Here is a 25,248-nt window from a genome sequence, read left to right as displayed (position 1 = left end):
CTCGGGGCGAGCCTCACGCCGGCAGGGACCGGATGCGCAGATCACACCAGCATGGACATGGGCTTCTCGATGAAGCCCTTGAACGCGCTGAGCAGCTCGGCACCGAGCGCGCCGTCCATCACCCTGTGGTCGCAGGTGAGGGTCACGGTCATCTGCATCACCGCCTTGATCTCGCCATTGCGCACCACGGCCCGCTGCTCCGAGGTGCCCACCGCGAGGATGGAGGATTGCGGCGCGTTGATGATGGCGGTGAAGTTGCGCATCCCCATCATGCCGAGGTTCGACACCGAGGTGGAGCCACCGGAATATTCCTCCGGCTTCAGCTTCTTGGTGCGGGCGCGGCCGGCGAGGTCGCGCATCTCGTTGGAGATGGTGGAGAGGGTCTTCTGCTCGGCCTTCTTCACGATGGGCGCATAGAGGCCGCCGTCGATGGCCACCGCGACGCCCACGTCGGAGTGCTTCATGCGCAGGATGCGGTCTTCCGCCCACACCGCGTTGGCGGCGGGCACCTTCTGGAGCGCCAGCGCCATGGCCTTGATGATGAAGTCGTTTACCGAGACGCGGTAGGTCGGCTTGCCGTCCTTGTCCTTGCCCGCATTGGCGTTGACCTGCTCGCGCAGGGCCATGAGGTCGTCGAGGTCGCAGTCCACGGTGAGGAAGAAGGTGGGGGTCACCTGCTCGCTCTCGACCAGGCGGCGCGCGATGGTCTTGCGCATGCCGTCGAGCTGCACTTCCTCGTAGCTGCCGGCCTCGAACATGGCCTTGACCTGCTCGGCGCCGGGCGCGCTGGCGACCGCCGCCTTGGGGGCAGGCGCAGCGGCGGACGCGGGAGCGGCCGGCGCGGGAGCGGCGGCCGGCCTGGCACCGGGCTTGGCGCCTTCCAGGTCGCGGGCGACGATGCGGCCGTGCGGGCCGGAGCCGGCGAGCGCGGCAAGGTCGATGCCCTTGTCCTTGGCGATCCGGCGGGCGAGCGGCGAGGCGAACACGCGACCGCCCTGCCCGTTGGCGGCGGGAGCGGCGGCAGGCACCGGAGCCGCGGCGGCGGGGGCGGCAGCGGCAGCAGGAGCGGCAGCCGGCTTGCCCCCTCCGGCACCGGCGGCAGCGGCCGCGACATCCTCGCCCTCGCCGGCCAGCACGGCGATGAGCTGGTTCACCGGCACGTCCTGGGAGCCTTCCGGCACCAGGATCTTGGCGAGGACGCCTTCGTCGATGGACTCGACTTCCATGGTGGCCTTGTCGGTCTCGATCTCGGCAAGCACGTCACCGGACTTGACGGTGTCACCTTCCTTCTTGAGCCACTTGGCGAGGTTGCCCTTCTCCATGGTGGGAGAGAGGGCCGGCATCAGGATCTCGATGGGCATTCGTCTCTCTCCTCAGCGATAGGTCACGGCGTGCACGGCCTCGATCACGTCCGCCACCGAAGGCAAAGCGAGCTTCTCGAGGTTGGCGGCATACGGCATGGGCACGTCCTTGCCGGTGACGCGCAGCACCGGGGCGTCGAGCCAGTCGAAGGCCTTGTCCATGAGCTGGGCGACGATCTCGGCGCCGACGCCGGACTGCGGCCAGCCCTCCTCCACGCTCACGCAGCGGCCGGTCTTCTTCACCGAGGCGATGATGGTGTCCACGTCCATGGGGCGGATGGTGCGCAGGTCGATGACCTCCGCCTCAATGCCCTGCTTGGCCAGTTCGTCCGCCGCCTTCAGCGCATAGGTCATGCCGATGGAGAAGGACACGAGGGTCACGTCCTTGCCGGGACGGGCGATGCGCGCCTTGCCGATGGGCAGCACGTAGTCATCGAGCTTCGGCACCTCGAAGGAGTGGCCGTAGAGAATCTCGTTCTCAAGGAAGATGACCGGGTTCGGATCGCGGATGGCGGCCTTCAGCAGGCCCTTGGCATCGGCCGCCGAATAGGGCGCGATCACCTTGAGGCCGGGCACGTTGGAATACCAGGAGGTGTAGTCCTGGCTGTGCTGGGCGGCGACGCGGGCGGCGGCGCCGTTGGGGCCGCGGAACACGATGGAGCACTGCACCTGTCCGCCGGACATGTAGAGCGTCTTCGCCGCCGAGTTGATGATGTGGTCGATGGCCTGCATGGCGAAGTTGAAGGTCATGAACTCCACGATGGGCTTCAGCCCCGCCATGGCCGCACCCACGCCGACGCCGGCGAAGCCGTGCTCGGTGATGGGGGTGTCGATGACGCGGCGGTCGCCGAACTCCTGGAGCAGGCCTTGAGTGATCTTGTAGGCGCCCTGGTATTCGGCCACTTCCTCGCCCATGACGAAGACGTCGCCGTCGCGGCGCATCTCCTCGGCCATGGCGTCGCGCAGGGCCTCGCGCACGGTCTGGGTGACGAATTCGGTGCCGGCCGGCACCTCCGGATCGGGCTGGGCCGCCGCCTGCGGGGCGATCACGGCCGGCGCCGCTGGGGCCGGCGCAGCGGCGGGGGCGGGGGCGCTCTCGGCGGCCTTGGGGGCGGGCGCCGGGGCAGCGCTGGCATCCTCGCCGTCGGCAAGGATGGTGGCGATGGGGGTGTTCACCGCCACGTCCTGGGCGCCCTCGGGTACGAGGATGCGGCCGAGGATGCCTTCGTCGATCGACTCCACCTCCATGGTGGCCTTGTCGGTCTCGATCTCGGCAAGCACGTCACCGGACTTGACGGTGTCGCCTTCCTTCTTGAGCCACTTGGTGAGATTGCCCTTCTCCATGGTGGGAGACAGGGCCGGCATGAGGACTTCGATGGCCATGGCTGTCAGCTCTTGCTCGGCGCGCCCGTGGCCCCGGCCGGCGAGGAGCCGGCCGGGGCCACGGGGGGCTTGTAGGTGAGATTGGTGTAGGCGGAGATGGCGGCGACCGCGACGGTCACGGACACGAAGAAGGCGATGGCCGCCTTGCCGGTCCGCACCGCGTCGGCGTCCGCCTCGCGGCCCCGCCGCCTGACGGCGAAGGGCCAGAGCGCGAGCAGGGCGTAGCTGCCCGCGCCGCCCCCCTGCCCCGCCGCGCGGTTGGCGGCGATGGCCTTCAGGCCGCCGCGCACGGCGACGCCCCAGGCGAGGATCGCCGCCAGGAGCGCCAGGCCGGCGAGGACATAGAACAGCGCGGCCACGGCCCGCGGCTCAGCGCAGGATATCCGTGTACAGCTCCGACACGTCGGGCTCGGGATCGTTGGTGGCGAAATCCGCCGCCTCGTTCACGACCTCGCGGACCTCGGCGTCGATCTTCTTCAGCTCGTCCTCGGTGGCCCCGTGGGCTTCCAGGAGACGGGTACGGACCTGCTCGATGGGATCGTGCTCGGTCCGCATCTTCTGGACCTCCTCCTTGGACCGGTATTTCGCCGGGTCCGACATGGAGTGGCCGCGATAGCGGTAGGTCTGCATTTCCAGGATGTAGGGGCCATTGCCCTCGCGGGCGAAGGCGAGCGCCCGCTCGCCGGCGGCCTTCACCGCCTGCACGTCCATGCCATCCACCTGCTCGCCAGGGATGTTGAAGGAGGTGCCGCGCTTGGAGAAGTCCTGCTGGGCCGAGGCGCGGGACACCGAGGTGCCCATGGCGTACTTGTTGTTCTCGATCACGTACACGACCGGCAGCTTCCACAGCTCGGCCATGTTGAAGCTCTCGTAGACCTGGCCCTGGTTGGCCGCGCCGTCGCCGAAATAGGTGACCGAGACGTTGCCGTTGTTCCGGTAGCGATCGGCGAAGGCGAGGCCGGTGCCGAGCGAGACCTGGGCGCCGACGATGCCGTGGCCGCCGAAGAACTGCTTCTCGATGCTGAACATGTGCATCGAGCCGCCCTTGCCCTTGGACAGGCCGCCGCGGCGGCCGGTGAGCTCGGCCATGACGCCGCTGGCGGCCATGCCCGTGGACAGCATGTGGCCGTGGTCGCGATAACCGGTGATGACCTGGTCACCCGGCTTCATGGCCATCTGCATGCCCACCACCACGGCCTCCTGGCCGATGTAGAGATGGCAGAAGCCGCCGATGAGGCCCATGCCGTACATCTGCCCGGCCTTCTCCTCGAAGCGGCGGATGAGCAGCATCTCGCGGTAGGCGAGAAGATCCTGGTCTTTGGTGAAGGGTGCCGGGGCCGCGGCATCGGCGGCTCGGGCGGAAGTTTTCTTGGCGGCCATCGGCATCCTCAGGAAGCGCTGGAACTGCGCCTTCCTATCCCAGCTCCCGACGGCCTCAAAGCGCGAAATTCTTCGTGCTGCATTGCAACACGTTGCAAATGCTTGATTTCACTAAAATGAACCATAAAATGGTTCATTAGTGCTGTGAACCATTTTATGGTTCATTTGCTGCGAAGCAGCACCAGATCCTTGCCGTTTATGAAGTTGAGCTGGCGACGCGCCTCCTCGTCCAGCATGTCCGGATCCAGCTGGTTGGGCGCGAGCAGGGACACCTTGTTCTCCATGGCACGGCGCTGCGCCTTGAGGGTCGCGAGCTCGGCCTCCAGCACCTTCATCTCCTGCTCGTAGTTGCGCTTGGCGACGAGCCCGTGATCGCCATTGTAGGCATGGTAGGCGAAATAGCCGATGAGCGCCGCCGCTCCGAGGTGGAGGGCGAGCGTGGCGAGGATGGACTGAAGGCGCGAGCGGCTCTGCATGGCCGCATCCTCGCCGCTTCGGGTTTCCGCTGTCTTAAGGCGGTCCCACACAGTTGCGTCTTGCGCGCGGACGGCGTTCAGTGTCGCCCGAGCGCCGGAGTGCATCCATCGGCGGCCGCGCCGGCGGCGCGCTCCATCCCCAATTCCGAAGCCGGACAAGCGCAACCGTGGAATGGACCGACGAAGGCATCGTACTGGGGGTGCGGCGGCACGGCGAGGGCAACGCCATCGTGGAACTGCTTACGCGCCGGCGCGGCCGGCACCTCGGCATGGTGCGGGGCGGGGCCTCGCGGCGGCAGGCGCCGCTGCTCCAGCCCGGCAATACCGTGAGCGCCACCTGGCGGGCGCGTCTCGACGAGCACATGGGCAATTATGCGCTGGAACCGGCCGTGGTGCGCACCGATGTGCTCATGCGCGCGCCCCATGCCGCCTTCGGCTTCACCCACATGGCGCAGGTGCTGCATCTGCTGCCGGAGCGTGATCCCCACGAGGGCCTGTTCCTGACCCTCGGCGCGATCCTCGACGCCTTCGAGGATCGCGAGTCGGCCGGCCGGCTGCTGGCTCGGTTCGAGCTGGCCCTGCTCGCGGAGCTGGGCTTCGGACTGGAGCTGGAAACCTGCGCCGCCACCGGCCGCCGGGACGATCTTGTCTATGTGTCGCCGAAAAGCGGGAGGGCCGTCTGCGGGGAGGCCGGCGCGCCCTATGCGGATCGCCTGTTCCCCCTCCCCGGCTTCCTGCTGGACGGTGCCGCCGCGACCGGCCCCGGCGATGTCGAGGATGCACTGCGCCTGACCGGGCATTTCCTGCTGACGCGGGTGCTCGAGCCGCGCGGGCTCGGACTGTCCGATGCGCGCGCGGCTTTTGTCTCGGCCTGGCGCCGGGGCACGGCACCGGCCTGAGGCCGTCACCAGTAGCGCCGCGGCCCCACCCAGACGTTGCGGCACCTCGTGACCCAATGCCGGCGTCCGTTCCACCAGCGGCGCTCCTGCCAGCACCGCCGCACCCAGCGCACGTCTTCCACCTGGGCCTGCGCCTGCGCCTGACCCGCGAAGGTCGATCCGCTGCCCGCCAGCGATCCGGCCGAAGCGGAGGGCACGGCGCCAAGAAGGGCCGCCGCGATAATGCCTCCCGCAGCAAGAGTTGCCGTTCTCATGTCTCGCACCTCCTTATGGCTCGAGCGTACTCGTCGCCCGGCTGATTGATGCTGTAACGTCGCTGGGGCGTGATTTTGTTCCCTCCTTGAATTTTCACGCCCAGCGTGAACTGTTAAGGACAGGCTCATCATCGGATTTCCGCCATGATTTACCATGGGCGATGCCGGTAAATTCAGCTTCCATTCAGGCATCCGGCGGTGGCACGTTTTTCGTGGGGCGGTTGTGGGACGCGCCTGTGATGGCCACCTTCGCCACAGGCGGCTTGTCGCTTGCCCGCGCGCGCGGTACTGGCAGGCATGGCCACGCGCACACTTCCGCCCGGCGACGGGCACATTGAGAAAGTCACGCTCAAGGAGGCGCTGGAAGAGCGCTACCTGGCTTACGCCCTCTCGACCATCATGCACCGCGCCCTGCCCGATGCGCGGGACGGCCTGAAGCCGGTCCACCGGCGCATCCTGCATGCCATGCGCCAGCTCAGGCTGGATCCGGGCCAGGGCTTCAAGAAGTCCGCCCGCGTGGTGGGCGACGTGATCGGCAAGTTCCACCCCCACGGCGACCAGTCGGTCTATGACGCCCTCGTGCGCCTCGCCCAGGATTTCGCCCAGCGCTATCCGCTGGTGGACGGACAGGGCAATTTCGGCAACGTGGACGGCGATAACGCCGCCGCCATGCGATACACGGAAGCCCGCCTCACCGAGACCGCCCGCCTGCTGCTGGACGGCATCGACGAGGACGCGGTGGACTTCCGCCCCACCTATGACGGCTCGGAAGAAGAGCCGGTGGTGCTGCCGGCGGCCTTCCCCAACCTGCTCGCCAACGGCTCGCAGGGCATCGCGGTGGGCATGGCCACCTCCATCCCGCCCCACAATGCCGCGGAACTGCTGGACGCGGCCCTCCACCTCATCGACCACCCCGAGGCGCCGGCCTTCGATCTGCTCCAGTTCGTCCCCGGCCCCGACTTCCCCACCGGCGGCGTGCTGGTGGAGGACCCGGTGGGCGTGGCCGAGGCCTATGCCACCGGCCGCGGCTCGTTCCGCGTGCGGGCGCGCTGGGAGAAGGAGGAGACCGGGCGCGGCACCTATGTGGTGGTGGTCACCGAGATCCCCTACGGCGTCGCCAAGTCCCGGCTGGTGGAGAAGATCGCGGAGCTGCTCACCGACAAGAAGCTGCCGCTCCTCGCCGACGTGCGCGACGAGAGCGCCGAGGACATCCGCCTGGTGCTGGAGCCCCGCGCCCGCACCGTGGATGCCGAGGTGCTCATGGAGAGCCTGTTCAAGCTCACCGAGCTTGAGGCCCGCGTGCCGCTGAACATGAACGTGCTGGTGCGCGGTCAGGTGCCCAAGGTGCTCTCCCTTTCGGAAGCGCTGCGGGAATGGCTCGACCACCGCCGCGACGTGCTGCTGCGCCGCTCGCGCTATCGCCTGGAGCAGATCGCGCACCGGCTGGAGGTGCTGGGCGGCTACCTCGTCGCCTATCTCAACCTCGACGAGGTGATCCGCATCATCCGCGAGGAGGACGAGCCCAAGCAGGAATTGATGCGCACGTTCGAGCTCACCGACGTGCAGACGGAAGCCATCCTCAACATGCGCCTGCGCTCCCTGCGCCGGCTGGAGGAGATGGAGATCCGCAAGGAGCACGACGCCCTGAGCAAGGAGCAGGACGGCCTGAACAAGCTGGTCGCCTCCGAGGCGGCGCAGTGGAAGAACATCGCCAAGGAGATCCGCGAGACCCGCAAGACCTACGGCCCCGAGACCGCCCTCGGCCGCCGCCGCACCACCTTCGCGGCCGCCCCCGTGGTGCACGAGGACGCCTTCACCGAGGCGCTGGTGGAGCGCGAGCCGGTCACCATCGTGGTCTCCGACAAGGGCTGGATCCGCGCCCTGAAGGGCCACGTGCAGGACCTCTCCAACCTCCAGTTCAAGGGCGACGACAGCCTGCGCCACGCCTTCTTCGCCGAGACCACCTCCAAGCTCATGGTGTTCGCCTCCAACGGGCGCTTCTACACGCTTGAGGCCGCCAAGCTGCCCGGCGGGCGCGGCCACGGTGAGCCGGTGCGCCTCATGATCGACCTGGAGCAGGAGGCGGAGATCGTCTCCGTCTTCGCCTACCAGGCCGGGCGCAAGCTGCTGGTGGCCTCGAAACAGGGCCGCGGCTTCGTGGTGGGGGAGGACGACTGCCTCGCCAACACCCGCAAGGGCAAGCAGGTGCTCGTCACCGATCCGCCGGACGCGGCGCTGGCGGTGCGCTTCGTGGACGGCGACTGGGTGGCGGTGGTCGGCGACAACCGCAAGCTGCTGCTGTTCCCGCTCAACCAGGTGCCGGAAATGACCCGCGGGCGCGGCGTGCGCCTCCAGCGCTACCGGGAGGGCGGGCTGTCCGACCTCAAGGTGTTCGCCATGGCTTCGGGCCTCACCTGGGAGGACACGTCCGGCCGCACCTGGACCGTGACCGAGCTTCTGGAATGGCAGGGCGAGCGCGCCTCGGCCGGCCGCCTGCCGCCCAAGGGCTTCCCTCGCTCCAACACCTTCTCCTGAGCCGATGCCCGCTCCGCCCGCAGATCCCCCGCCCGCCGGTCCAGTACCGGCCGGCGGCACGGCGCCGGGATCGGCCCTCGGCCGGCTCGTGGCCGCCGCCCGCTCGTCGGCGCGGGAGCGGGAAGTGGTGCTGGTGCTGATCGCGGCGGCCATGGGGGTTCTGGCCGGGCTCGCGGCCAGCGCCATGAGCCTGACCACCCAGTGGATGCACGAGGCGCTGTTCCAGCTCGCTCCCGGCGACCGGCTCAGCGCCTCGCCGGCCTTGATGTCACCCTGGCTGGTCCTGGTGCCGGCGGCGGGGGGGCTGGCCATGGGGCTCATCGCCATGGCCCTCAGGCGCTGGCGCCGGCGCAATTTCGTGGACCCCATCGAGGCGAATGCGCTGCATGGCGGCCGCATGTCGCTGACTGACAGCATCATCGTCTCGGCGCAGACCGTGGTCTCCAACGGCTTCGGCGCCTCGCTGGGGCTGGAGGCGGGCTATTCGCAAATCGGCGCCGGCATCGGAGCCCGCCTCGGCCGGGCCTTCCACCTGCGGCGCAACGACCTGCGCATCCTGGTGGGCGCGGGCGCGGCGGCCGGCATCGGCGCCGCCTTCGACGCGCCGCTCACCGGTGCCTTCTACGGCTTCGAGATCATCATCGGCAGCTATTCCATCCCCGCCGCCGCCCCGGTGCTGGCGGCGACGGTGACGGCGGTGATGGTGGCGCGGCTGCTCGGGGTGCATGTGGAGCCGCTGAACATCCCGCTCGACGTGGTGCTCCAGCCCCTCGACATCCTGCCCATCGCGCTGCTCGGGCTGCTGGCGGCGGGGGTCGCCATCCTGATCATGCGCCTCGTCACCGGCGTGGAGATGCTGTTCGGGAAAAGCGGCATCCCGGCGCCGCTGCGGCCGGCGGTGGCGGGTCTCGGCGTCGGCGCGCTGGCGCTCTACAGCCCGCAGGTGCTGTCCGACGGCCATGGCGCGCTGCATCTCCAGGTGGCAAGCCCGGTGGTGCTCTCGGTGGCGATCGTCTTCGGCCTGAAGATCCTGGCCTCCGCCCTGTCCATCGGCTCCGGATTCCGGGGCGGCCTGTTCTTCGCCTCGCTGTTCCTCGGGGCGCTGATGGGCAAGCTCTATGGAGGCGCCTTCGCCGTGCTGTGGCCGGCGCTACAGCTCGATCCGGCGGTGTGCGCGGTGGCCGGCATGGGGGCGCTGGCGGTGGGCATCATCGGCGGGCCGCTCACCATGACCTTCCTCGCTTTGGAGATGACGCGAGACCTCGCCCTGTCCGGCTACGTGCTGGCGGCGGCGGTGGTGACCTCCCTCGCGGTGCGGGAGACGTTCGGCTATTCCTTCTCCACTTGGCGCTTCCACCTGCGCGGCGAGAGCATCCGCAGCGCGCAGGACGTGGGCTGGATGCGCGAATTGACCGTCGCCCGCCTGATGCGCACCGACATGGCCACCTTCCCCGAGCACGGCACCCTCGGCGCCCTGCGTGCCGCCTTCCCCCTCGGGGCGCGGCGGATGGTGGTGCTGGTGGACGGAGCGGGCGCCTATGCCGGGCTGGTGCGGGTGGCCGAGGCCCACGCGGCGGAACATAACCCCGCCGAACCGGCCGCGACGCTCGCCACCCATCGCGACGACCTGCTGCTGCCTGCCATGAACGTGAAGGAGGCGGCACTCGCCTTCGATGCGGCGCAGGCGGAAGACCTCGCCGTGGTGGACGACCGCAACACCCGCCGCCTCGTCGGCCTGCTCGGCGAGGCCCACGTGCTGAGACGCTATACCGAGGAGCTGGACAAGGCGCGGCAGGGCCTCGGCGCGGAGGTGTGATCCCGTCCACACTTTCGACCCCGCCACGCCGAAGCCGCTGTTGGGTTCGGCCGCCCTTGGCTCGCCTCAGCCGCCCTTGGGGAATTCGAGGCCCATCTCGCGGTAGCGCTCCGGATCATCCGCCCAGCTCTCGCGCACCTTCACGAACAGGAACAGGTGCACCGGCTGCTCGATGATCTCGGAAATCTCGGCGCGCGCCTCCGACGAGATGGTCTTGATGGTCTGCCCCGCCTTGCCGAGCACGATCTTGCGCTGGCTTTCGCGCTCCACGTAGATGGTCTGCTCGATGCGCACGGAGCCGTTGCGCAATTCCTTCCAGCTCTCGGTTTCCACCGTGGAGCGGTAGGGCAATTCGTCGTGGAGGCGCAGGAACATCTTTTCCCGGGTGATTTCCGCCGCCAGCATGCGCATGGGCGCATCCGACACCTGATCCTCCGGATAGAGCCAGGGGCTGAGCGGCACCTGCTCGGCGAACCAGCGGCGCACGTCGGCGACCCCGTCCCCGGTCAGGGCGGAGACCATGAACACCCGGTCGAACGGGAGCTTCTCGTTGATCTGCGCGGCCAGCGCCAGCAGCGTGTCGCGGCGGATGATGTCGATCTTGTTGAGAATCAGCGCGCGGGGCCGCCGGATCTCGGCGAGGGGCGCGAGCAGGGCCTCGATCTCCTCGTCCATGCCGCGCTTGGCGTCCACCAGCAGCGCGATCACGTCGGCATCTGCGGCATGGGTCCAGGCGCTCGTCACCATGGCGCGCTCCAGCCGGCGCTTGGGCGAGAAAATGCCGGGCGTGTCCACCAGCACCACCTGGGAGGTGCCGTCGAGGGCGATGCCGCGCACGATGGCGCGCGTGGTCTGCACCTTGTGGGAGACGATGGACACCTTGGTGCCCACCAGCTGATTGGTCAGCGTGGATTTGCCCGCATTGGGCGCGCCGAGCAGCGCGACGAAGCCGCAGCGGGTCGGCCCTTCAAGGGGCGGGAGGGTGCGCGGCGCGGCATCGTGCTCCGCGTCGAAATCGTCCTCGTCGTCCAAATCCTCGTCGCTCAAATCCTGGTCGCTCAAATCCTGGTCGCCCAAATCCTGGTCGCCCAAATCCTCGTCGGACAACGCGTCGTCCGCGAGCAGGTCCTCGGCAAGGCCAGCCTCCGGCAGCGCATCCTCGGGCAACACGTCCTGCGGCAGCTCGGGCGCGGCCGGTACCGGCTTCGCGCTGCGCTCGCCCGGGCCGCCCTTGGAACCCTTCCGTGCCGGTGCCATCACGTCTCGTCCTTTTTCCACACGCCCTCACGGACGAGGAAAGCGGCGGCTGCCGCCTTCTGCGCATTCTGCTTGGAGGCCCCGTCCGCCTGCTCCGACGGCAGGCCCGGAAGATCCACAGCCACCGTGAAGCGGGGGGCGTGGTCCGGGCCGGAACGGGTCACCTCGCGATAGGAGGGCGGCGGCAGCCCGCGGGCCTGTGCCCATTCCTGCAACACCGTCTTGGCGTCCCGCAGGGGCCGGCGCGGCGCTTCCAGGCGGGGGCGCCAGAAGCGCTCCACCACCTGGTGGGCCGCCTCGTAGCCGCCATCGAGGAACACCGCCGCGACCACGCCTTCCGCCACGTCGGCCAGGATCGCCCGCCGCTTGTGGGCGCCCGACTGGCTCTCGCCCGGGCCGAGACGGATGAAGGGGCCGAGATTCATGTCCTGCGCCACCTCGGCGCAGGCCTCCTCACGCACCAGTTCGGCGAGCCGGCGCGAAAGCTCGCCCTCCTCGCCTTCCGGGAAGGCGACATAGAGCATGTGCGACACCACGGAGCCGAGCACGTGGTCGCCCAGGAACTCCATGCGCTGATAGGACCGCAGGCGCGGGGCCTCGCCCTTCACGGCGCTGATGTGGGAAAGAGCGAGCTCAAGCACGGACCGGTCGCGGAAGCGGTAGCCGAGCCGCTCCTCCACGGACGCAAGGTCGGTGCCCGTCCCGTTCAATGTACCCGAGTGAACAGCCGATCCCATCGCACCGTCCAAGGCCACGTCCAAACCTGCCACGCGGAAGCGCCCTCGTCGATAGAGAAGAAGATCACCTGCGCCTTGCCGATGAGATTCTCGAAGGGAACGTAACCCACCTGGCTCAGGACGCGACTGTCTGCCGAATTGTCGCGATTGTCTCCCATCATGAAGAAGTGGCCCACAGGCACCTCGTAGACGGGGGTATTGTCGTAGAAGCCGTTGTCCACGAGATCGAGGGTCTCGTAGGTGACACCGTTCGGCAGGGTCTCGCGCCAGCGCTTCACCGGCACCTTGCGGCCGGTTCCGTCGTCCTCCGCCACGTCGGGCAGGCGCTCGCGCTTGACCGGCGCGCCGTTGATGTGGAGCAGGCCGCCGATCATCTGGATCTTGTCGCCCGGCATGCCGATGACGCGCTTGATGTAGTCGGTCTCGTTGTCGCGCGGCAGCTTGAACACCACCACGTCGCCGCGGGTGGGCTCCGAGCCGAGGATGCGGCCGGAGAACAGGTTGGGCGAGAACGGGATCGAGAAGCGCGAATAGCCGTAGGTGTATTTGGAGACGAACAGATAGTCGCCGATCAGAAGCGTGTCCTTCATGGACCCCGACGGGATGTTGAAGGGCTGGAACAGGAAGGTCCGGATCACCAGCGCGATCAGGAGCGCATGGACGATCACGCGGACGGTTTCGAGGAAACCGCCGTCCTTCTTGGAGTCGCTGGTCGCGGTCATCTGCTGTCCAAAAATCCCGGGTGGGGCGCAGGGTAGTTGAAACTGCGCCGAAACTGAGGAGAGGCGCCGCATCAGCGTCCGCATCCACAGGGCCAAGGTCCTGTGCTGGCCCCTATAGAGGCTTCGCAGGCTCGCGGCAACGCGCGTGCTGGCGCGTCTCCCAGCGTCAGACGCCGGATTTGGGCACCGCCGATATGACCACGTAGGCCGCCGTCAGCGGGCCCTCGTCGGTCAGGGAGAGGTGGATCTGCGGCTCATAGCCCTGCGGCACCATCTCGGCGAGCCGCCGGGCCGCTCCGCCCGTCAGCACCAGGGTCGGCTGTCCGGACGGCAGGTTCACCACCCCCATGTCGCGCCAGAACACGCCGTGGCTGAAGCCGGTGCCGAGCGCCTTGGCGCAGGCCTCCTTGGCGGCGAAGCGCTTGGCGTAGGTCTCCGCCCGCAGCTTGCGCCGGTCCGCCTTGGCGCGCTCCTCGGGGGTGAACACGCGGTCGAGGAAGCGGTCGCCGAACCGCTCGATGGAGCGGGCGATGCGCCGGGCGTCCGAGAAATCCGAGCCGATGCCGATGATCATGCCGCGGCGCCATCCCCGATCGCGGCCCGCCCCGCCGCGATGGCCGCCCGCATGCGGTCGATGGCCTGGTCGAGCCCCACGAAGATGGCCTCGCCGATGAGGAAATGGCCGATATTCAGCTCCACGATCTCCGGAAAGGCGGCGATGCGCTCGGCGGTGGCATAGTCGAGGCCGTGGCCCGCATGGACCTCCAGCCCCAGCGTGGCGGCCTGCCGGGCCCCGGCCTTCAGCCGCGCGAACTCGGCCTCGGCCTCCTCGTGGCGGCCCTCGGTCGAGGCGTCGCACCAGGCGCCGGTGTGCAGTTCCACGATGTCCGCGCCGAGTTCCGCCGCCGCCGCGATCTGCGCCGCATCCGCCGCGATGAAGAGGGAGACGCGGATGCCCGCCGCCTTGAGCCGCGCGATACGGGGGGCGAGTTCCAGGCGCTGGCCGGCGGCGTCGAGCCCGCCTTCGGTGGTGCGCTCCTCCCGCCGCTCGGGCACGAGGCAGCAGGCGTTGGGGCGGACACGGCAGGCGATGTCCACCATCTCCTGGGTGGCCGCCATCTCGAAATTGAGCGGCAGGTCGATCCCGGCCTTCAGGCGCTCCATGTCGGCGTCGCGGATGTGGCGGCGATCCTCCCGCAGGTGAGCGGTGATGCCGTCGGCGCCCGCAGCGCTGGCGAGGACGGCGGCGCGCACGGGGTCGGGGTGGGTACCGCCGCGCGCATTGCGCACCGTCGCCACGTGATCCACGTTCACTCCGAGCCGCACCGGCTTCAGCACCGCCATCTGTCCTGCTCCTTGCCGTGTTCCGGCTTGTGGCGGTTCGCGCCGGGACGGGCAGCGCCATCGCGTCCCGCCCACGTGCCGATCAGCCGTTCACCCGCTCCACCTGCGCAACCACGTCACGGGCTTTCAGGTCCGCCATGATGGTATTTAGATGCCTCAGATCGAACACCTCGATGTCGATCACCATTTCGTGGAAGTCCGCCGACCGCGCGCGCATCTGCAAGCCGTCGATGTTGCCGCCGCGATCGCCGATGGCGCTCGCGACCTGGGCCAGCGAGCCCGGCGCGTTGCGGGCCGTCACGGTGATGCGGGCGGGAAACCGGCCCTCCGACAATTCGTCCACGTCCCAGCGCACGTCGAGCCAGCGCTCGGGCGCGTCCTCGAAATTCTGCAGGGACGGCGACTGGATGGGATAGATGGTGATCCCCTCGCCCGGCGTGAGAATGCCGACGATGCGGTCGCCCGGCACCGCCCCGCCCTCCGGCGCGAAGCGTACGGGAAGCTCGCCATTGATGCCGCGGATGGGAATGGCGTCCAGCCGCTCCGCATCCGCCCCCTCCCGATTCTTGGCGCCGTCCGGGATCTTGAACTTGAGGTTGTGGCCGCGCTTCAGCTCGAACCAGCCTTCGCCGTTGGTCGGGCGATCGGGCCGCTCGTCCGGGCGGGGCGGCACCCAGTCCGGATCGACGGCGCGGATGAGGTCCTCGGTCTTGATCTCGCCCCGGCCCACGGCTGCGAACACGTCATCGGCCGAAGCGCGGGCGAGGCGCGGCGTGGCCTTGGCCACCGCGTCCTCGGAGAAGACCTTGCCCGCCCTGGCGAAGGCACGCTCGGCGATCTTGCGTCCGAGGCCGGCATACTGGGCGCGCACCGCCGTCCGCGTCGCCCGGCGCACGGCGGCGCGGGCCTTGCCGGTGACCGCGATGGTCTCCCATGCGCCCGGCGGCGTCTGCGCCTTGGAGGTGATGATCTCCACCTCGTCGCCGTTCTTCAGCTCCGAGACCAGCGGGGCGATGGACCCATTGATCTTGCAGCCCACCGCGGTGTTGCCCACGTCGGTGTGCACCGCATAGGCGAAATCGATGGGCGTCGCCTTGCGCGGCAAGGCGATCAGCCGGCCCTTGGGAGTGAAGCAGAACACCTGGTCGTGGAACAGCTCGAGCTTGGTGTGCTCCAGGAACTCTTCCGGCGACAGGCCCTGCGACAGGTTCTCGATGGTCTTGCGCAGCCAGGCATAGGCGCGGCTCTCGTGGGAGAGCATCTCGCCCGGCGCACCGGAGGCGTCCTTGTAGAGGGCGTGGGCGGCGATGCCGTACTCGGCGATCTCCTCCATGTCGCGGGTGCGGATCTGCATCTCGACCCGCTGGCGGCGCGGGCCCACGACCGTGGTGTGGACGGAACGGTAGTCGTTGGGCTTGGGGGTGGAGATGTAGTCCTTGAAGCGGCCCGGCACGATGGCCCACTTGGTGTGGATCACGCCCAGCGCCCGGTAGCAGTCCTCCACCGAGGACACGATGATGCGGAACCCGTACAGGTCCGACAATTGCTCGAAGCCGATGGCCTTGCGCTCCATCTTGCCCCAGATGGAATAAGGTCGCTTCTCGCGTCCCTTGACCTCGGCGGTGATGCCGCGCCGCGCAAGCTCGTCCTTCAGCTCGCGCTCGATCTCCTGCACCAGCGGGCCATTGCCCTGCCGTAGTTCCGAGACGCGCACCGCGATGGACTCGTAGGCCTCTGGCGACAGCTGGCGGAAGGAGAGGTCCTCCAACTCCTCGCGCATGTCCTGCATGCCCATGCGGGCGGCGAGCGGCGCGTAGATGTCCAGCGTCTCCTGGGCCACCCGGTCGCGTTTCTCCGGCGGCACCCATTTCAGGGTGCGCATGTTGTGCAGGCGGTCGGCGAGCTTCACCAGCAGCACCCGCACGTCGTCGGCGATGGCGAGCAGCAGCTTGCGCAGGTTCTCCGCCTGCTTGGCCTGCTTGGAGACGAGGTCCAGCTTCTTGATCTTGGTGAGCCCCTCCACCAGCGTCGCGATCTGCTTGCCGAACAGACGCTCGATCTCGGCCTTGGTGGCGCTCGTGTCCTCGATGGTGTCGTGCAGCAGGGCCGCGACGATGGTGGCATCGTCGAGCTTGAGATCGGTAAGGATGGCCGCGACTTCGAGGGGATGGGAGAAATAGGGATCGCCCGACGCGCGCAGCTGGCTGCCGTGCGCCCGCATGGCGTAGACATAGGCGCGGTCGAGCAGCGCCTCGTCGGTGTTGGGATTATACCGTCGAACGCGCTCGACGAGTTCGTATTGGCGCATCATGGCCGGGAACGATCCGTCGCAGCACGGCGGGGCAGGTTCAGCGCGCCCGCCCCATCCTTGTTTGAAATCTAGATATCATGCGCAGGGGGGACGCGCGCAAGCCGGTCGTGGCGCTTTTGAACGCGGCACCCGGCCGAAGCCTTGACCTCCTGCCCGGCCGCGCCAACACGCCTCACGGCAACAGCAGGGTCGAGCCCGTGGTCTTGCGCGATTCCAGGTCCCTATGGGCCTTCTGCACGTCCTTCAGCGCATAGGTCTGGTGGACGGGGATCTTCACCGCACCGGTCAGCACCGCCTCGAACAGGTCGTTGGCGGTGGCGATCAGGTCATGGCGCTTGGCCACGAAGGTGCCGAGCGTCGGCCGGGTGGCGAAGAGCGACCCCTTCTGCGAGAGCTGCAGCAGGTCGAAATTCTTGATGGCGCCGGAAGCATTGCCGAAGCTCACCCACAGGCCCAGCGGCTTCAGGCAGTCGAGGGAGGCGGGATAGGTCGCCTGCCCCACGCCGTCATAGACCACGTCGCACAGCTTGCCGGCGGTGATCTCCTTCACCCGGTGCACGAAATCCTCGTCGCGGTAGAGAATCACCTCGTCGCAGCCGTGGGAGAGCGCCAGCTCCGCCTTGTCCTTGGAGCCCACGGTGCCGATGACGGTGGCGCCCAGATGCTTGGCCCACTGGCACAGGATGAGGCCCACGCCGCCGGCCGCCGCCTGCACCAGAATCACGTCGCCCGGCTTGATGTGATGGGTGCGGCGCACGAGATATTGCGCCGTCATGCCCTTCAGCATCATGGCGGCGGCGGTCTGGTCGTCGATGGCGGCAGGCAGGTGCAGCAGCACGGCCGCCGGCACGTTGCGCACTTCCGAATAGGCGCCGATGGCCATGGCATAGGCCACCCGGTCGCCGGGATGGAAGTCGTTCACGTCCGGCCCCACGGCCTCCACCACGCCCGCGCCCTCGTTGCCGGGAACGAACGGCAGGCCCGCGGCCTTGTAGAGGCCGGTGCGGAAATAGACGTCGATGAAGTTGAGGCCGATGGCGGTATGGCGGATCTGCACTTCCCCGCGTCCGGGGGGCGGCACCTCGACCGCCTCGTAGACCAGCACCTCGGGACCCCCGGTCTGATGCACCCGAACCGCACGGACCATGACGCCAGTTCCCTTTTCCCTCAGCGAGGCGAGGATCATAGGCCCGCGTCCGCCGCCCGCAAGCGCCCTCAGCGCCCGCCGGAGACCTTCAGGATGGCACCGGTGGTGTAGCTCGCCGCATCGGACAGGAGATAGAGCACAGCGTCGGCGACCTCCCCGGCGGTGCCGGCCCGGCCCATAGGCGTGGTGGGCACCAGCCGTTCGAGGCGCCCCACCGCGCCGCTCGAATCGTGGATGTCGGTGGCGATGAGGCCCGGCGCCACCGCATTCACCCGGATGCCGTCCCGCGCCAGCTCGCGGCCGAGCCCGATGGTGAAGCTGTCGATGGCCCCCTTGCTGGCCGCATACCACACATATTCGCCGGGCGAGCCCAGCGTCGCCGCCATGGAGGAGGTGTTGACGATGGCGCCGCCCTTGCCCCCGCGCGCCACGGACATGCGCCGGACCGCGGCCTGCGCCACCAGCAGCGCGCCGGTGACGTTGAGGTCGATGACCCGCGCCATCTCCCCGGCATCGGCTTCCGCGAAGGCTCCCGAGCGGCCGGTGATGCCCGCATTGTTCACGAGATGGGTCACCGGACCGAGTCGCGCATCGGTCTCGGCAAACAGGTGGTCGATGTCGGCGGCGACGGCCATGTCGCCCTTGATCACCACCACCTCGGCGCCGTGGGCGCGCGCGGCGGTGGCGGTGGCCTCGGCGGCGGCGGCATCGCGGGTGTAGTTGAGCGCAATCCTGCCATAGCCCGCCTGGGCGGCCTTGAGCACGCAGGCGGCGCCGATGCCCCGGCTGCCGCCCGTCACCATCAGGACCTTGCCCGTCATCGGCCCTCTCCCGCCTGCCGCGCCGCGATCCGCCGCCGCCGCCGGCCGGAGGCGCTGACGTTCAGCATCTCCACCATCACCGAGAACGCCATGGCGGCATAGATATAGCCCTTGGAGATGTGCGCCCCGAAGCCGTCCGCCACCAGCGTGACGCCGATGAGCACGAGGAAGGCCAGCGCCAGCATCTTGGTGGTGGGATGGGCGGCGATGAAGGTCGAGAGCGGGCCGGAGGCCACGAACATGATCGAGACCGCGATGATGACGGCCATCACCATGATGGCGAGATGCTCCGCCATGCCGATGGCGGTGAGGATCGAGTCCACCGAGAAAACGAGGTCGAGCAGGATCACCTGCACCACCACGGCCATGAAGGCGCGCTGGACATAGGTGGCAGGGCTGCCCGCCTCCTCCGACTCGTCTTCGCCTTCCAGCGCGCCATGCATCTCGTGGGTGGCCTTGGCGATGAGAAAGCCGCCGCCGGCGATGAGGATGATGTCGCGCCAGGAAAAGGCGTGGCCGAAGGCCGTGAACAGGTCCTGCTGGAGGCCGATCAGCCAGGACAGGGCGAACAGCAGCGCGATGCGCAGTCCGAGGGCGGCGGAAAGGCCCACCTGCCGCGCCCGCAAGGCCTGGGCCGGCGGCAGGCGCTGGACCACAAGGGAAATGAACACCACATTGTCGATGCCGAGGATGATCTCCATGGCCGTCAGCGTCACGAGGGCCGCCCAGGCCTCCGGTGACGTAATCCAGTCCATCATCCGATTCCCCCGCGCCGATTTTGCGCCAGAATGGTTGAACCCGTGCGCATCGCAAGACGTCCGCTGCCGGTTGCGGCGCGAAAGGCGGCGCGCGTGCCGATGGGGCAACACGCCGCGCCGCTGTGTCGCGATCCAGCCACATGAAGCGGCAAATCCTTGCGGGCGCGGCATTTCGAGGCGCGCTTCAGGGCAGCGGCGGCCTTTTCTCGAACCGATGCAGGTTCTAGTGTGCGGGCGGCGCCGACCATACGGCGACGCGGGGAGACGGTGATGGCGCAAGACGGCATGCACCACGACGGAACGCATCAGGGCGACCTTAATCAGGGTGACCTGCACGAGGGTGACCTGCACGAGGTGATCGTGGTGGGCGCAGGTCCGGCCGGGCTCGCCACCGCCCTCGGTCTCGCGGGGCGTGGGGTGCCTACCGCCCTCGTGACCGGACCGGATCGCGGAGCCGACCATCGCACCACGGCGCTGCTGGAGGGCTCGGTGCGCATCCTCGAGGATTTCGGCCTGTGGGCCGACCTCGAACCCCGCTCCGCGCCCCTGCGCGACATGCGCATCGCCGATGCCACCCGACGCCTCGTCCGGGCGCCGGAAGTGACGTTCCGCTCATCGGAAATCGGGCTTCCCGCCTTCGGCTACAACATCGAGAACGACGCCCTGCGCAACGGCCTCCTCGCCGTGGCCATGCAGCAGCCCAACCTCACCATTTTCCGCACCGCGCTGGAGCGCATCGAAGTCGCGCCCGACGCCCTCGCTCTCCACCTTGCCGATGGCACCACGCTTCGCGCGCGCCTCGTGGTGGGGGCGGACGGGCGACAGTCGCGGGTGCGCGCGGCGGCGGGCATCTCCATGCGCACCCGCGCCTATCCGCAGGTGGCCTTCACCGCCACCGTGCGCCACACCCGCTCGCACGAGGACACCTCCACCGAGTTCCACACCGAGACCGGCCCCTTCACCCTCGTGCCCCTGCCGGGGGACCGCTCCTCCATCGTCTGCGTGGTGACCGAGCGGGAGGCGATCCGCCTCCTCGGACTCGACGACATGGCGCTGGCGCGGGATCTGGAGGCGCGGGCCTTCTCCGTGCTCGGCCGGTTCGAGATGGAGGGCGGGCGCGGCGCCTTCCCGCTGGCGGCGGAGACGGCCGAGCGCCTGGTGGCGGACCGCATCGCCCTCATCAGCGAGGCGGCCCACATCATGCCCCCCATCGGCGCGCAGGGGCTCAATCTCGGCCTGCGCGACGCGGGAGCGCTGGTGGCCTTCGTGGCGGACGCCTTCGCGGGGGGCGAGGACACGGGCAGCGAGGCCCTTCTGTCGCGCTATGCGGCGGCGCGCCAGCGCGACGTGTTCGGCCGGATGCGGGCGGTGGACCTGCTCAACCGCTCGCTGCTGTCCGATCTGTTGCCGATCCAGAGCGTGCGCGGCTTCGGCCTGTATCTGCTCGACCGGGTCGGCCCGCTGCGCCGCACCCTCATGCGGCTCGGCATCGGCGACAAGGCGGCCTGAGGCACCGAAGCTCAGAACAGGCTGAGCGGGATGAGGTGCCCGCGCAGCAGAAAGAGCATGCCCGTCACCGTCACCACCGAGAACAGGGTGCCGAGGAGAACTGCGGCGGACGCCTCCTCCATGAAGACGTGATACTGCCGCGCCAGTACGAAGACGTTCAGCGCCGGCGGCAGTGCCGCCATCAGCAGCAGCGTCTCGCCCCAGACCTGCGAGAACGGCCCGAACAGGCTGAGCGACACCAGCGCGATCGCCGGGTGTAGCACCAGCTTCAGCACCAGAAGCGGCCCCAGTTCCACCGGGACGCGCTTCAGCGGCCGGAGCGCCACGGTGACCCCCAGCGCGAACAGCGCGCACGGCGCGGCGGCATTGCGCAGGAAATCCAGCATCCGCGACAGCGGCTCCGGCTCGCGGAACTCCAGCGCCGCCGCCGCGACCCCCAGCATGGTCGCGATGTTGAAGGGGTGCGTGAGCACCCGTTTCGCAATCAAGCCGAGGGTATGGAGAAGGCTTTCCCCCCGGCCGCGCATGCTCATCAGCAGCGGGACGATGGTGAAGAACAGGAGGCTGTCGCAGGCGAAGATGAGGGCCGCGGGGGTCGCCGCCGCCTGGCCGAGGGCGGCGAGGGTCAGGCCCGGACCCATGTAACCCACATTGGCATAGGCGCCGATGGTCACGGCGATGGCTGCCTCGCCCATATGCCCGCGCCGGAAATACAGGCCGATGGCCAGGGCGATGAGCGCCGTTGTCGCCGTGGATGCGACCACCGCGAGGATGAAGGCGGGATTGGCCAGCTCATGGATCGGCGTCTGCGCGACGATGCGATAGAACAGCGCCGGCAGCGCCACATAGATGACGAAGAAGGTCAGCCAGGCGAGCCCGCTCTCGGGCAGCCGGACCCGCCAGCCGCAGAAATAGCCGAGGAAGATCAGCCCGAAGAAGGGAAAGGCGAGGCCGAACAGGTCGCTCATGGCAGCGCGCTCATTGGGGCAGGCTCGGTGTGGGGCGGCCTCAGATGGACGGCCCCTGGGGCCGTCTCATGGAAGCGGGCTCGGGAGGGATGCGGATGGGCGGCCTGAGGGATGAAACGCGCCCGGAAGCGGGTCGCATCCTCCTTAATCACCGGCCGCGGCGATGAAAAGTCGGCCCGCCGCGGCTATTCGGGCGGCGGCGCCGCGCCGGCCATGAGATGACGCGCCGCATAGAGTTCCGGATAGAGCCGGTTGCGGAACTGGCTGGACGCCGGCTCGGTGGTGGAGAGCAGCCGGTCGATCTGGCCCGCCTGCTCGGTCGCCGCCCAGGGGCGGCGGGGCGTGGGCCTATCGTCGAGCCAGAAGGCGCTCCAGTCGAAGGTGGTCTCGATCAGTTCCCGGGCGAAGGCGGCGCCTTCCGCCAGCGCGCCCTGCAACACCACGTCGATATAGGACTGGACCAGCGGATAGGCCGCATCGGGCCCGGCAAGGTCTTCCGCCACCCCCTCCTCCGGCGGGCTTGCGCGCCCCCTGGGCACATAGATCCAGACGCGGCCCGACCGCGGCAGCCCCTGCCAACCCACGGCCTCCAGATGGGCCGGATCCACCTCAAGCCGCCGGTAGCCGCCTTCGCGCCGGTCGAAGGCCGCCATTTCCTCGGCGTCGCGCACGGGAAAGACCACGCCGTTGATCGAGGACGGCTCCTCGCCCGCGCGCGGACGGCGCAACCCCAGCGCCGTGAAGCCCGCCCCGGACCGCGCGCCCCCCTGTGCCACGAAGGCGCGCACGAGTCCGAACCGCGCGGATATCCGCGCCGGCACCGCCGCCACCCGCCGCCGCGAGGTGGCGGTGCGCGACGGCTCGCTGATCAGGGTGCCGTAGCCGAACAGGAAGTCCGATGGCTGCTCTGGCAGGCTCTCGCCCCAGAAGTCGCGCGCTGCCGCCGTACCCGATGCGGCCGCAAGGCCGGCGAGGCCGAAGAGCACATGCCGCCGGGAGAGCGCAACGCTTCGAGAACGGCCCGCCTCTTCATGCCGGCTGCCGGATACCCCTGTTCCCAAGTCGTGTTGCACCGGCCGGCCACCTATGCTGCATTGCATTCAACAGGTTGGCGGCCTCGGGCAAAGGGCCCCGCCGCCGGATCCATGGGGGGAGAGATGAAGCTGCCGCGCCAATTCTTCAAGCCGCTCGCCATCGGTGCGCCCGCACCTTATCGCGAGCTGCCGGTGCAGCTTGAGCGCATGATCCATTTCGTGCCGCCGCATCTCGAAAAGATGCGCGCCAAGGTGCCGGACATCGCGAAGCAGGTGGACGTGGTGCTCGGCAACCTCGAGGACGCCATCCCCTCGGATGCCAAGGAAGCCGCGCGCCGGGGCTTCATCGAGATGGCCAAGGCCACCGATTTCGGCGCCACCGGCCTTTGGACCCGCATCAACTGCCTCAACAGCCCCTGGGTGCTCGACGACATCGTGGAGATCGTCGGCGAGATCGGCGCCAAGCTGGACGTGATCATGCTACCCAAGGTGGAAGGCGCCTGGGACGTGCACTATCTCGACCAGCTGCTCGCCCAGCTGGAGGCGAAGCACGCCATCGGCAAACCGATCCTCATCCATGCTATCCTGGAGACCGCCGAGGGCGTGAAGAACGTGGAGGAGATCGCGAGCGCCTCCCCGCGCATGCACGGCATGAGCCTCGGCCCGGCGGACCTTGCCGCCTCCCGCGCCATGAAGACCACCCGCGTCGGCGGCGGCCATCCCGACTACAAGGTTCTGGCGGACGCGGACGGTGACAAGCCGCGCGCAGGCTACCAGCAGGACCTGTGGCACTACACCGTCGGCAAGATGGTGGACGCCTGCGCCGCCAACGGCATCAAGCCCTTCTACGGCCCGTTCGGCGACTTCTCCGACCTCGCCGCCTGCGAGAGCCAGTTCCGCAACGCCTTCCTGCAGGGCTGCGTCGGCGCCTGGTCGCTGCACCCCACCCAGATCGACATCGCCAAGCGCGTCTTCTCCCCCGATCCGGGCGAGGTGGCCTTTGCCCTCAAGATCCTAGAAGCCATGCCCGACGGCGCCGGCGCGGTGATGATCGACGGCAAGATGCAGGACGATGCCACCTGGAAGCAGGCCAAGGTGATCGTCGACCTTGCCCGCATTGTCGCAGCCAAGGATCCGGAAATGGGCAAAACCTACGGACTGTGACAGAATTGATTAACGAACCGTTGCCGCATATTGCCGTAACGGAATGTCGATCGCGACGGCACAGTGAAGAGGCGGGACATGGGCAGTCACGACAAAGCGCGCGCGAAACCCGCCACCGGCGCGCCTGCGCCTGATGGCAACGGCATGGCGCCGGTACCGGAAACCACGGCTGGCGTCAGCGCGCCGGAAGGCAAGGGAATCGCCGTGGCCCCCGAGGGGACGGGAGCCTCGCTGCTTCCGTCCGCGGCGGCGGAGTTTCACTCCACCATGCGCGAGGCGAAGTTCCGGATCGGGGAGGTGGTGCGCCACAAGCACTTCCCGTTCCGCGGCGTCGTCTTCGACGTGGATCCGGTGTTCGACAACACGGAGGAATGGTGGCTCTCCATCCCCGAGGAGATCCGTCCGCACAAGGACCAGCCCTTCTACCATCTGCTCGCCGAGAATGCGGACAGCGAATATGTCGCCTACGTCTCCGAGCAGAACCTGGAGCGCGACTTCTCCGACGAGCCGGTGCGCCACCCCAAGGTGAACGAAGCCCTTGCGGACGACGGCGCCGGCGGCTGGCGGGTGCGGCGCGACCTCATCAACTGAGCCCTCGCCGCCACGCGCGGACCCCTTCGGGTCCGCGCGGCCTCGGAAAAGAAGCTCCGCCAAAAGAAAAGGGGCCGGCATGACGCCGGCCCCTTTTTGATGCGGCACGAACCGAGGCGGCACACCGCCCTCCAGTCACCGGGCCGGAATCACTGGCCCTGCTTGGCGCGCTCGAGCTCCTGGCCCTTCTTCAGGAGGGCCGCCTTGCTCTGCTCTTCCTGCTGCTGGGCCGCCGCGCGGGCTTCTTCCATGCGCTTGCGCTCCTGCTCCATGGCCACCTTGGCGTCCATGCCGGGGCCGTCATAGGCCTTGCCGAAATCGGCGGTGGAGATGGGAAGGCTGAGGGTGCGGCCGGTGCCGTTCACCATCTGCAGATACACGGCATTGGCCTTGCGGAACTTGGCGATGAAGCTGCCGTCAACCTCGAGGTCGCCGATGCAGGTGGCGCCGCCGCCCTGGATGGGCTGGCACAGCACGAAGGGGATATTCACCGGGTCCTTGTCGAGGGTGATGCGCAGGCCGGGCTGGAGGCGCATGCCGAGGGGCACGGACACGTTGATGCGCTTCTTGGGCTCGTCCTGCATCTCGACGATATCCACCTTGGCGATGGCCTGATTCTCGACGCCGAGCACCTGGGTGAGCACGCACACCTGCTTCTTCCGCTCGGGGATCTCCTGGCAGATCTTCTGCCACGGGGAAGCGGAGAACTTCACGTCGGCCTCGCCCTGGGTCTGGCCCTGCGGGGCGCCGCCGGCGGGCGCCTGCGCCGCCGGAGCCGCAG

The 25,248-nt window shown here is 68.8% G+C and carries 24 protein-coding genes; 6 read left to right on the top strand and 18 right to left on the bottom strand.

What is annotated here, in order from left to right:
• Positions 1 to 41: 41 nt before the first annotated feature.
• From K9U40_RS00830 to K9U40_RS00810, 5 genes are all read right to left on the bottom strand, one after another.
• Positions 42 to 1,361 carry a pyruvate dehydrogenase complex dihydrolipoamide acetyltransferase gene (locus K9U40_RS00830; RefSeq protein WP_282888425.1) on the bottom strand — a complete coding sequence of 440 codons (1,320 nt, stop codon included), beginning with the start codon at positions 1,359 to 1,361 and terminating at the stop codon, positions 42 to 44.
• Between the two features lie 12 nt (positions 1,362 to 1,373).
• Positions 1,374 to 2,744 (bottom strand): pyruvate dehydrogenase complex E1 component subunit beta, encoded by a 1,371-nt coding sequence (locus K9U40_RS00825; RefSeq protein WP_282888424.1) that lies wholly within the window; start codon positions 2,742 to 2,744, stop codon positions 1,374 to 1,376.
• Positions 2,745 to 2,749: 5 nt separating this feature from the next.
• Positions 2,750 to 3,103: a hypothetical protein gene (locus K9U40_RS00820; protein WP_282888423.1), complete on the bottom strand. Its 354-nt coding sequence runs from the start codon at positions 3,101 to 3,103 to the stop codon at positions 2,750 to 2,752.
• Between the two features lie 10 nt (positions 3,104 to 3,113).
• The gene (pdhA, locus tag K9U40_RS00815; protein WP_414114750.1) at positions 3,114 to 4,130 is read right to left on the bottom strand and encodes a pyruvate dehydrogenase (acetyl-transferring) E1 component subunit alpha; all 1,017 of its coding nucleotides are present in this window, start codon (positions 4,128 to 4,130) and stop codon (positions 3,114 to 3,116) included.
• A 155-nt stretch (positions 4,131 to 4,285) separates the two neighbouring features.
• Positions 4,286 to 4,600 (bottom strand): FtsB family cell division protein, encoded by a 315-nt coding sequence (locus tag K9U40_RS00810; RefSeq protein ID WP_282888421.1) that lies wholly within the window; start codon positions 4,598 to 4,600, stop codon positions 4,286 to 4,288.
• A 167-nt stretch (positions 4,601 to 4,767) separates the two neighbouring features.
• On the opposite strand from K9U40_RS00810, the gene recO reads away from it, so the two are divergent.
• Positions 4,768 to 5,499, top strand: coding sequence for a DNA repair protein RecO (gene recO / locus K9U40_RS00805; protein WP_282888420.1), 732 nt, complete (start codon positions 4,768 to 4,770; stop codon positions 5,497 to 5,499).
• Between the two features lie 5 nt (positions 5,500 to 5,504).
• On the opposite strand, the gene K9U40_RS00800 is transcribed toward recO, so the two are convergent.
• Positions 5,505 to 5,753 carry a hypothetical protein gene (locus tag K9U40_RS00800; RefSeq protein WP_282888419.1) on the bottom strand — a complete coding sequence of 83 codons (249 nt, stop codon included), beginning with the start codon at positions 5,751 to 5,753 and terminating at the stop codon, positions 5,505 to 5,507.
• Positions 5,754 to 6,050: 297 nt separating this feature from the next.
• On the opposite strand from K9U40_RS00800, the gene parC reads away from it, so the two are divergent.
• Positions 6,051 to 8,288, top strand: coding sequence for a DNA topoisomerase IV subunit A (gene parC / locus K9U40_RS00795; protein WP_282888418.1), 2,238 nt, complete (start codon positions 6,051 to 6,053; stop codon positions 8,286 to 8,288).
• 4 nt (positions 8,289 to 8,292) lie between these two features.
• Positions 8,293 to 10,104 carry a chloride channel protein gene (locus tag K9U40_RS00790; RefSeq protein ID WP_282888417.1) on the top strand — a complete coding sequence of 604 codons (1,812 nt, stop codon included), beginning with the start codon at positions 8,293 to 8,295 and terminating at the stop codon, positions 10,102 to 10,104.
• 66 nt (positions 10,105 to 10,170) lie between these two features.
• On the opposite strand, the gene era is transcribed toward K9U40_RS00790, so the two are convergent.
• From era to K9U40_RS00745, 9 genes are all read right to left on the bottom strand, one after another.
• Positions 10,171 to 11,151, bottom strand: a complete 981-nt coding sequence (era, locus tag K9U40_RS00785; RefSeq protein WP_414114998.1) for a GTPase Era — start codon at positions 11,149 to 11,151, stop codon at positions 10,171 to 10,173.
• Positions 11,152 to 11,360: 209 nt separating this feature from the next.
• On the bottom strand, positions 11,361 to 12,098 hold the full coding sequence (gene rnc / locus K9U40_RS00780; protein WP_282888416.1) for a ribonuclease III: 738 nt from the start codon (positions 12,096 to 12,098) through the stop codon (positions 11,361 to 11,363).
• Entirely contained in the window at positions 12,068 to 12,820 is a 753-nt protein-coding gene (gene lepB, locus K9U40_RS00775; protein WP_282888415.1) for a signal peptidase I, read from the bottom strand. The genes rnc and lepB overlap by 31 nt, the downstream gene beginning before the upstream one ends.
• 166 nt (positions 12,821 to 12,986) lie before the next feature.
• Positions 12,987 to 13,394 (bottom strand): holo-ACP synthase, encoded by a 408-nt coding sequence (acpS, locus tag K9U40_RS00770; RefSeq protein ID WP_282888413.1) that lies wholly within the window; start codon positions 13,392 to 13,394, stop codon positions 12,987 to 12,989.
• Positions 13,391 to 14,164, bottom strand: a complete 774-nt coding sequence (locus K9U40_RS00765) for a pyridoxine 5'-phosphate synthase (protein WP_282888412.1) — start codon at positions 14,162 to 14,164, stop codon at positions 13,391 to 13,393. The genes acpS and K9U40_RS00765 overlap by 4 nt, the downstream gene beginning before the upstream one ends.
• An 82-nt stretch (positions 14,165 to 14,246) precedes the next feature.
• Positions 14,247 to 16,475 (bottom strand): RelA/SpoT family protein, encoded by a 2,229-nt coding sequence (locus K9U40_RS00760; RefSeq protein ID WP_282888411.1) that lies wholly within the window; start codon positions 16,473 to 16,475, stop codon positions 14,247 to 14,249.
• A gap of 172 nt (positions 16,476 to 16,647) precedes the next feature.
• Positions 16,648 to 17,622, bottom strand: a complete 975-nt coding sequence (locus K9U40_RS00755; protein ID WP_282888410.1) for a quinone oxidoreductase family protein — start codon at positions 17,620 to 17,622, stop codon at positions 16,648 to 16,650.
• A 68-nt stretch (positions 17,623 to 17,690) separates the two neighbouring features.
• Positions 17,691 to 18,443: an SDR family oxidoreductase gene (locus tag K9U40_RS00750; RefSeq protein WP_282888409.1), complete on the bottom strand. Its 753-nt coding sequence runs from the start codon at positions 18,441 to 18,443 to the stop codon at positions 17,691 to 17,693.
• Positions 18,440 to 19,201: a TerC family protein gene (locus K9U40_RS00745; protein ID WP_282888408.1), complete on the bottom strand. Its 762-nt coding sequence runs from the start codon at positions 19,199 to 19,201 to the stop codon at positions 18,440 to 18,442. The genes K9U40_RS00750 and K9U40_RS00745 overlap by 4 nt, the downstream gene beginning before the upstream one ends.
• Positions 19,202 to 19,471: 270 nt before the next feature.
• On the opposite strand from K9U40_RS00745, the gene K9U40_RS00740 reads away from it, so the two are divergent.
• Complete coding sequence (locus K9U40_RS00740) at positions 19,472 to 20,710, top strand: UbiH/UbiF family hydroxylase (RefSeq protein WP_282888407.1); 1,239 nt, start codon at positions 19,472 to 19,474, stop codon at positions 20,708 to 20,710.
• 11 nt (positions 20,711 to 20,721) lie between these two features.
• On the opposite strand, the gene K9U40_RS00735 is transcribed toward K9U40_RS00740, so the two are convergent.
• On the bottom strand, positions 20,722 to 21,678 hold the full coding sequence (locus tag K9U40_RS00735) for an AEC family transporter (protein ID WP_282888406.1): 957 nt from the start codon (positions 21,676 to 21,678) through the stop codon (positions 20,722 to 20,724).
• A gap of 185 nt (positions 21,679 to 21,863) precedes the next feature.
• A complete protein-coding gene (locus K9U40_RS00730; protein WP_282888405.1) occupies positions 21,864 to 22,664 on the bottom strand; it encodes a gamma-glutamylcyclotransferase family protein in 801 nt (266 codons plus the stop codon).
• Between the two features lie 171 nt (positions 22,665 to 22,835).
• Here K9U40_RS00730 and K9U40_RS00725 point away from each other — a divergent pair, with 171 nt between their 5' ends.
• On the top strand, positions 22,836 to 23,876 hold the full coding sequence (locus tag K9U40_RS00725; protein WP_282888404.1) for an HpcH/HpaI aldolase/citrate lyase family protein: 1,041 nt from the start codon (positions 22,836 to 22,838) through the stop codon (positions 23,874 to 23,876).
• Positions 23,877 to 24,143: 267 nt separating this feature from the next.
• Positions 24,144 to 24,467 carry a heat shock protein HspQ gene (gene hspQ, locus K9U40_RS00720; protein ID WP_282888466.1) on the top strand — a complete coding sequence of 108 codons (324 nt, stop codon included), beginning with the start codon at positions 24,144 to 24,146 and terminating at the stop codon, positions 24,465 to 24,467.
• 149 nt (positions 24,468 to 24,616) lie between these two features.
• On the opposite strand, the gene K9U40_RS00715 is transcribed toward hspQ, so the two are convergent.
• Positions 24,617 to 25,248, bottom strand: a 632-nt coding sequence (locus K9U40_RS00715) for an invasion associated locus B family protein (RefSeq protein WP_282888403.1), incomplete at its 5' end; no start/stop codon positions are given.

Origin of the sequence: Xanthobacter autotrophicus (assembly GCF_030015065.1) — a bacterium.
In the GTDB taxonomy this organism is placed as follows: Bacteria; Pseudomonadota; Alphaproteobacteria; order Rhizobiales; family Xanthobacteraceae; genus Xanthobacter; species Xanthobacter autotrophicus_D.
Note: the sequence above shows the minus strand (reverse complement) of the source record. Positions and strands in the feature narration are given on the sequence as shown.

Excerpts from the sequence above, each read along its gene's own strand:
- K9U40_RS00735 (WP_282888406.1), bottom strand. The coding sequence starts at position 21,678 with ATGAGCGACCTGTTCGGCCTCGCCTTTCCCTTCTTCGGGCTGATCTTC.
- rnc (WP_282888416.1), bottom strand. The coding sequence starts at position 12,098 with ATGGGATCGGCTGTTCACTCGGGTACATTGAACGGGACGGGCACCGAC.
- K9U40_RS00825 (WP_282888424.1), bottom strand. The coding sequence starts at position 2,744 with ATGGCCATCGAAGTCCTCATGCCGGCCCTGTCTCCCACCATGGAGAAG.
- K9U40_RS00750 (WP_282888409.1), bottom strand. The coding sequence starts at position 18,443 with ATGACGGGCAAGGTCCTGATGGTGACGGGCGGCAGCCGGGGCATCGGC.
- K9U40_RS00760 (WP_282888411.1), bottom strand. The coding sequence starts at position 16,475 with ATGATGCGCCAATACGAACTCGTCGAGCGCGTTCGACGGTATAATCCC.
- K9U40_RS00830 (WP_282888425.1), bottom strand. The coding sequence starts at position 1,361 with ATGCCCATCGAGATCCTGATGCCGGCCCTCTCTCCCACCATGGAGAAG.
- parC (WP_282888418.1), top strand. The coding sequence starts at position 6,051 with ATGGCCACGCGCACACTTCCGCCCGGCGACGGGCACATTGAGAAAGTC.
- K9U40_RS00755 (WP_282888410.1), bottom strand. The coding sequence starts at position 17,622 with ATGGTCCGTGCGGTTCGGGTGCATCAGACCGGGGGTCCCGAGGTGCTG.
- lepB (WP_282888415.1), bottom strand. The coding sequence starts at position 12,820 with ATGACCGCGACCAGCGACTCCAAGAAGGACGGCGGTTTCCTCGAAACC.
- K9U40_RS00800 (WP_282888419.1), bottom strand. The coding sequence starts at position 5,753 with ATGAGAACGGCAACTCTTGCTGCGGGAGGCATTATCGCGGCGGCCCTT.
- K9U40_RS00790 (WP_282888417.1), top strand. The coding sequence starts at position 8,293 with ATGCCCGCTCCGCCCGCAGATCCCCCGCCCGCCGGTCCAGTACCGGCC.
- K9U40_RS00765 (WP_282888412.1), bottom strand. The coding sequence starts at position 14,164 with ATGGCGGTGCTGAAGCCGGTGCGGCTCGGAGTGAACGTGGATCACGTG.
- pdhA (WP_414114750.1), bottom strand. The coding sequence starts at position 4,130 with ATGCCGATGGCCGCCAAGAAAACTTCCGCCCGAGCCGCCGATGCCGCG.
- K9U40_RS00745 (WP_282888408.1), bottom strand. The coding sequence starts at position 19,201 with ATGATGGACTGGATTACGTCACCGGAGGCCTGGGCGGCCCTCGTGACG.
- acpS (WP_282888413.1), bottom strand. The coding sequence starts at position 13,394 with ATGATCATCGGCATCGGCTCGGATTTCTCGGACGCCCGGCGCATCGCC.
- K9U40_RS00810 (WP_282888421.1), bottom strand. The coding sequence starts at position 4,600 with ATGCAGAGCCGCTCGCGCCTTCAGTCCATCCTCGCCACGCTCGCCCTC.
- K9U40_RS00725 (WP_282888404.1), top strand. The coding sequence starts at position 22,836 with ATGAAGCTGCCGCGCCAATTCTTCAAGCCGCTCGCCATCGGTGCGCCC.
- hspQ (WP_282888466.1), top strand. The coding sequence starts at position 24,144 with ATGCGCGAGGCGAAGTTCCGGATCGGGGAGGTGGTGCGCCACAAGCAC.
- K9U40_RS00740 (WP_282888407.1), top strand. The coding sequence starts at position 19,472 with ATGGCGCAAGACGGCATGCACCACGACGGAACGCATCAGGGCGACCTT.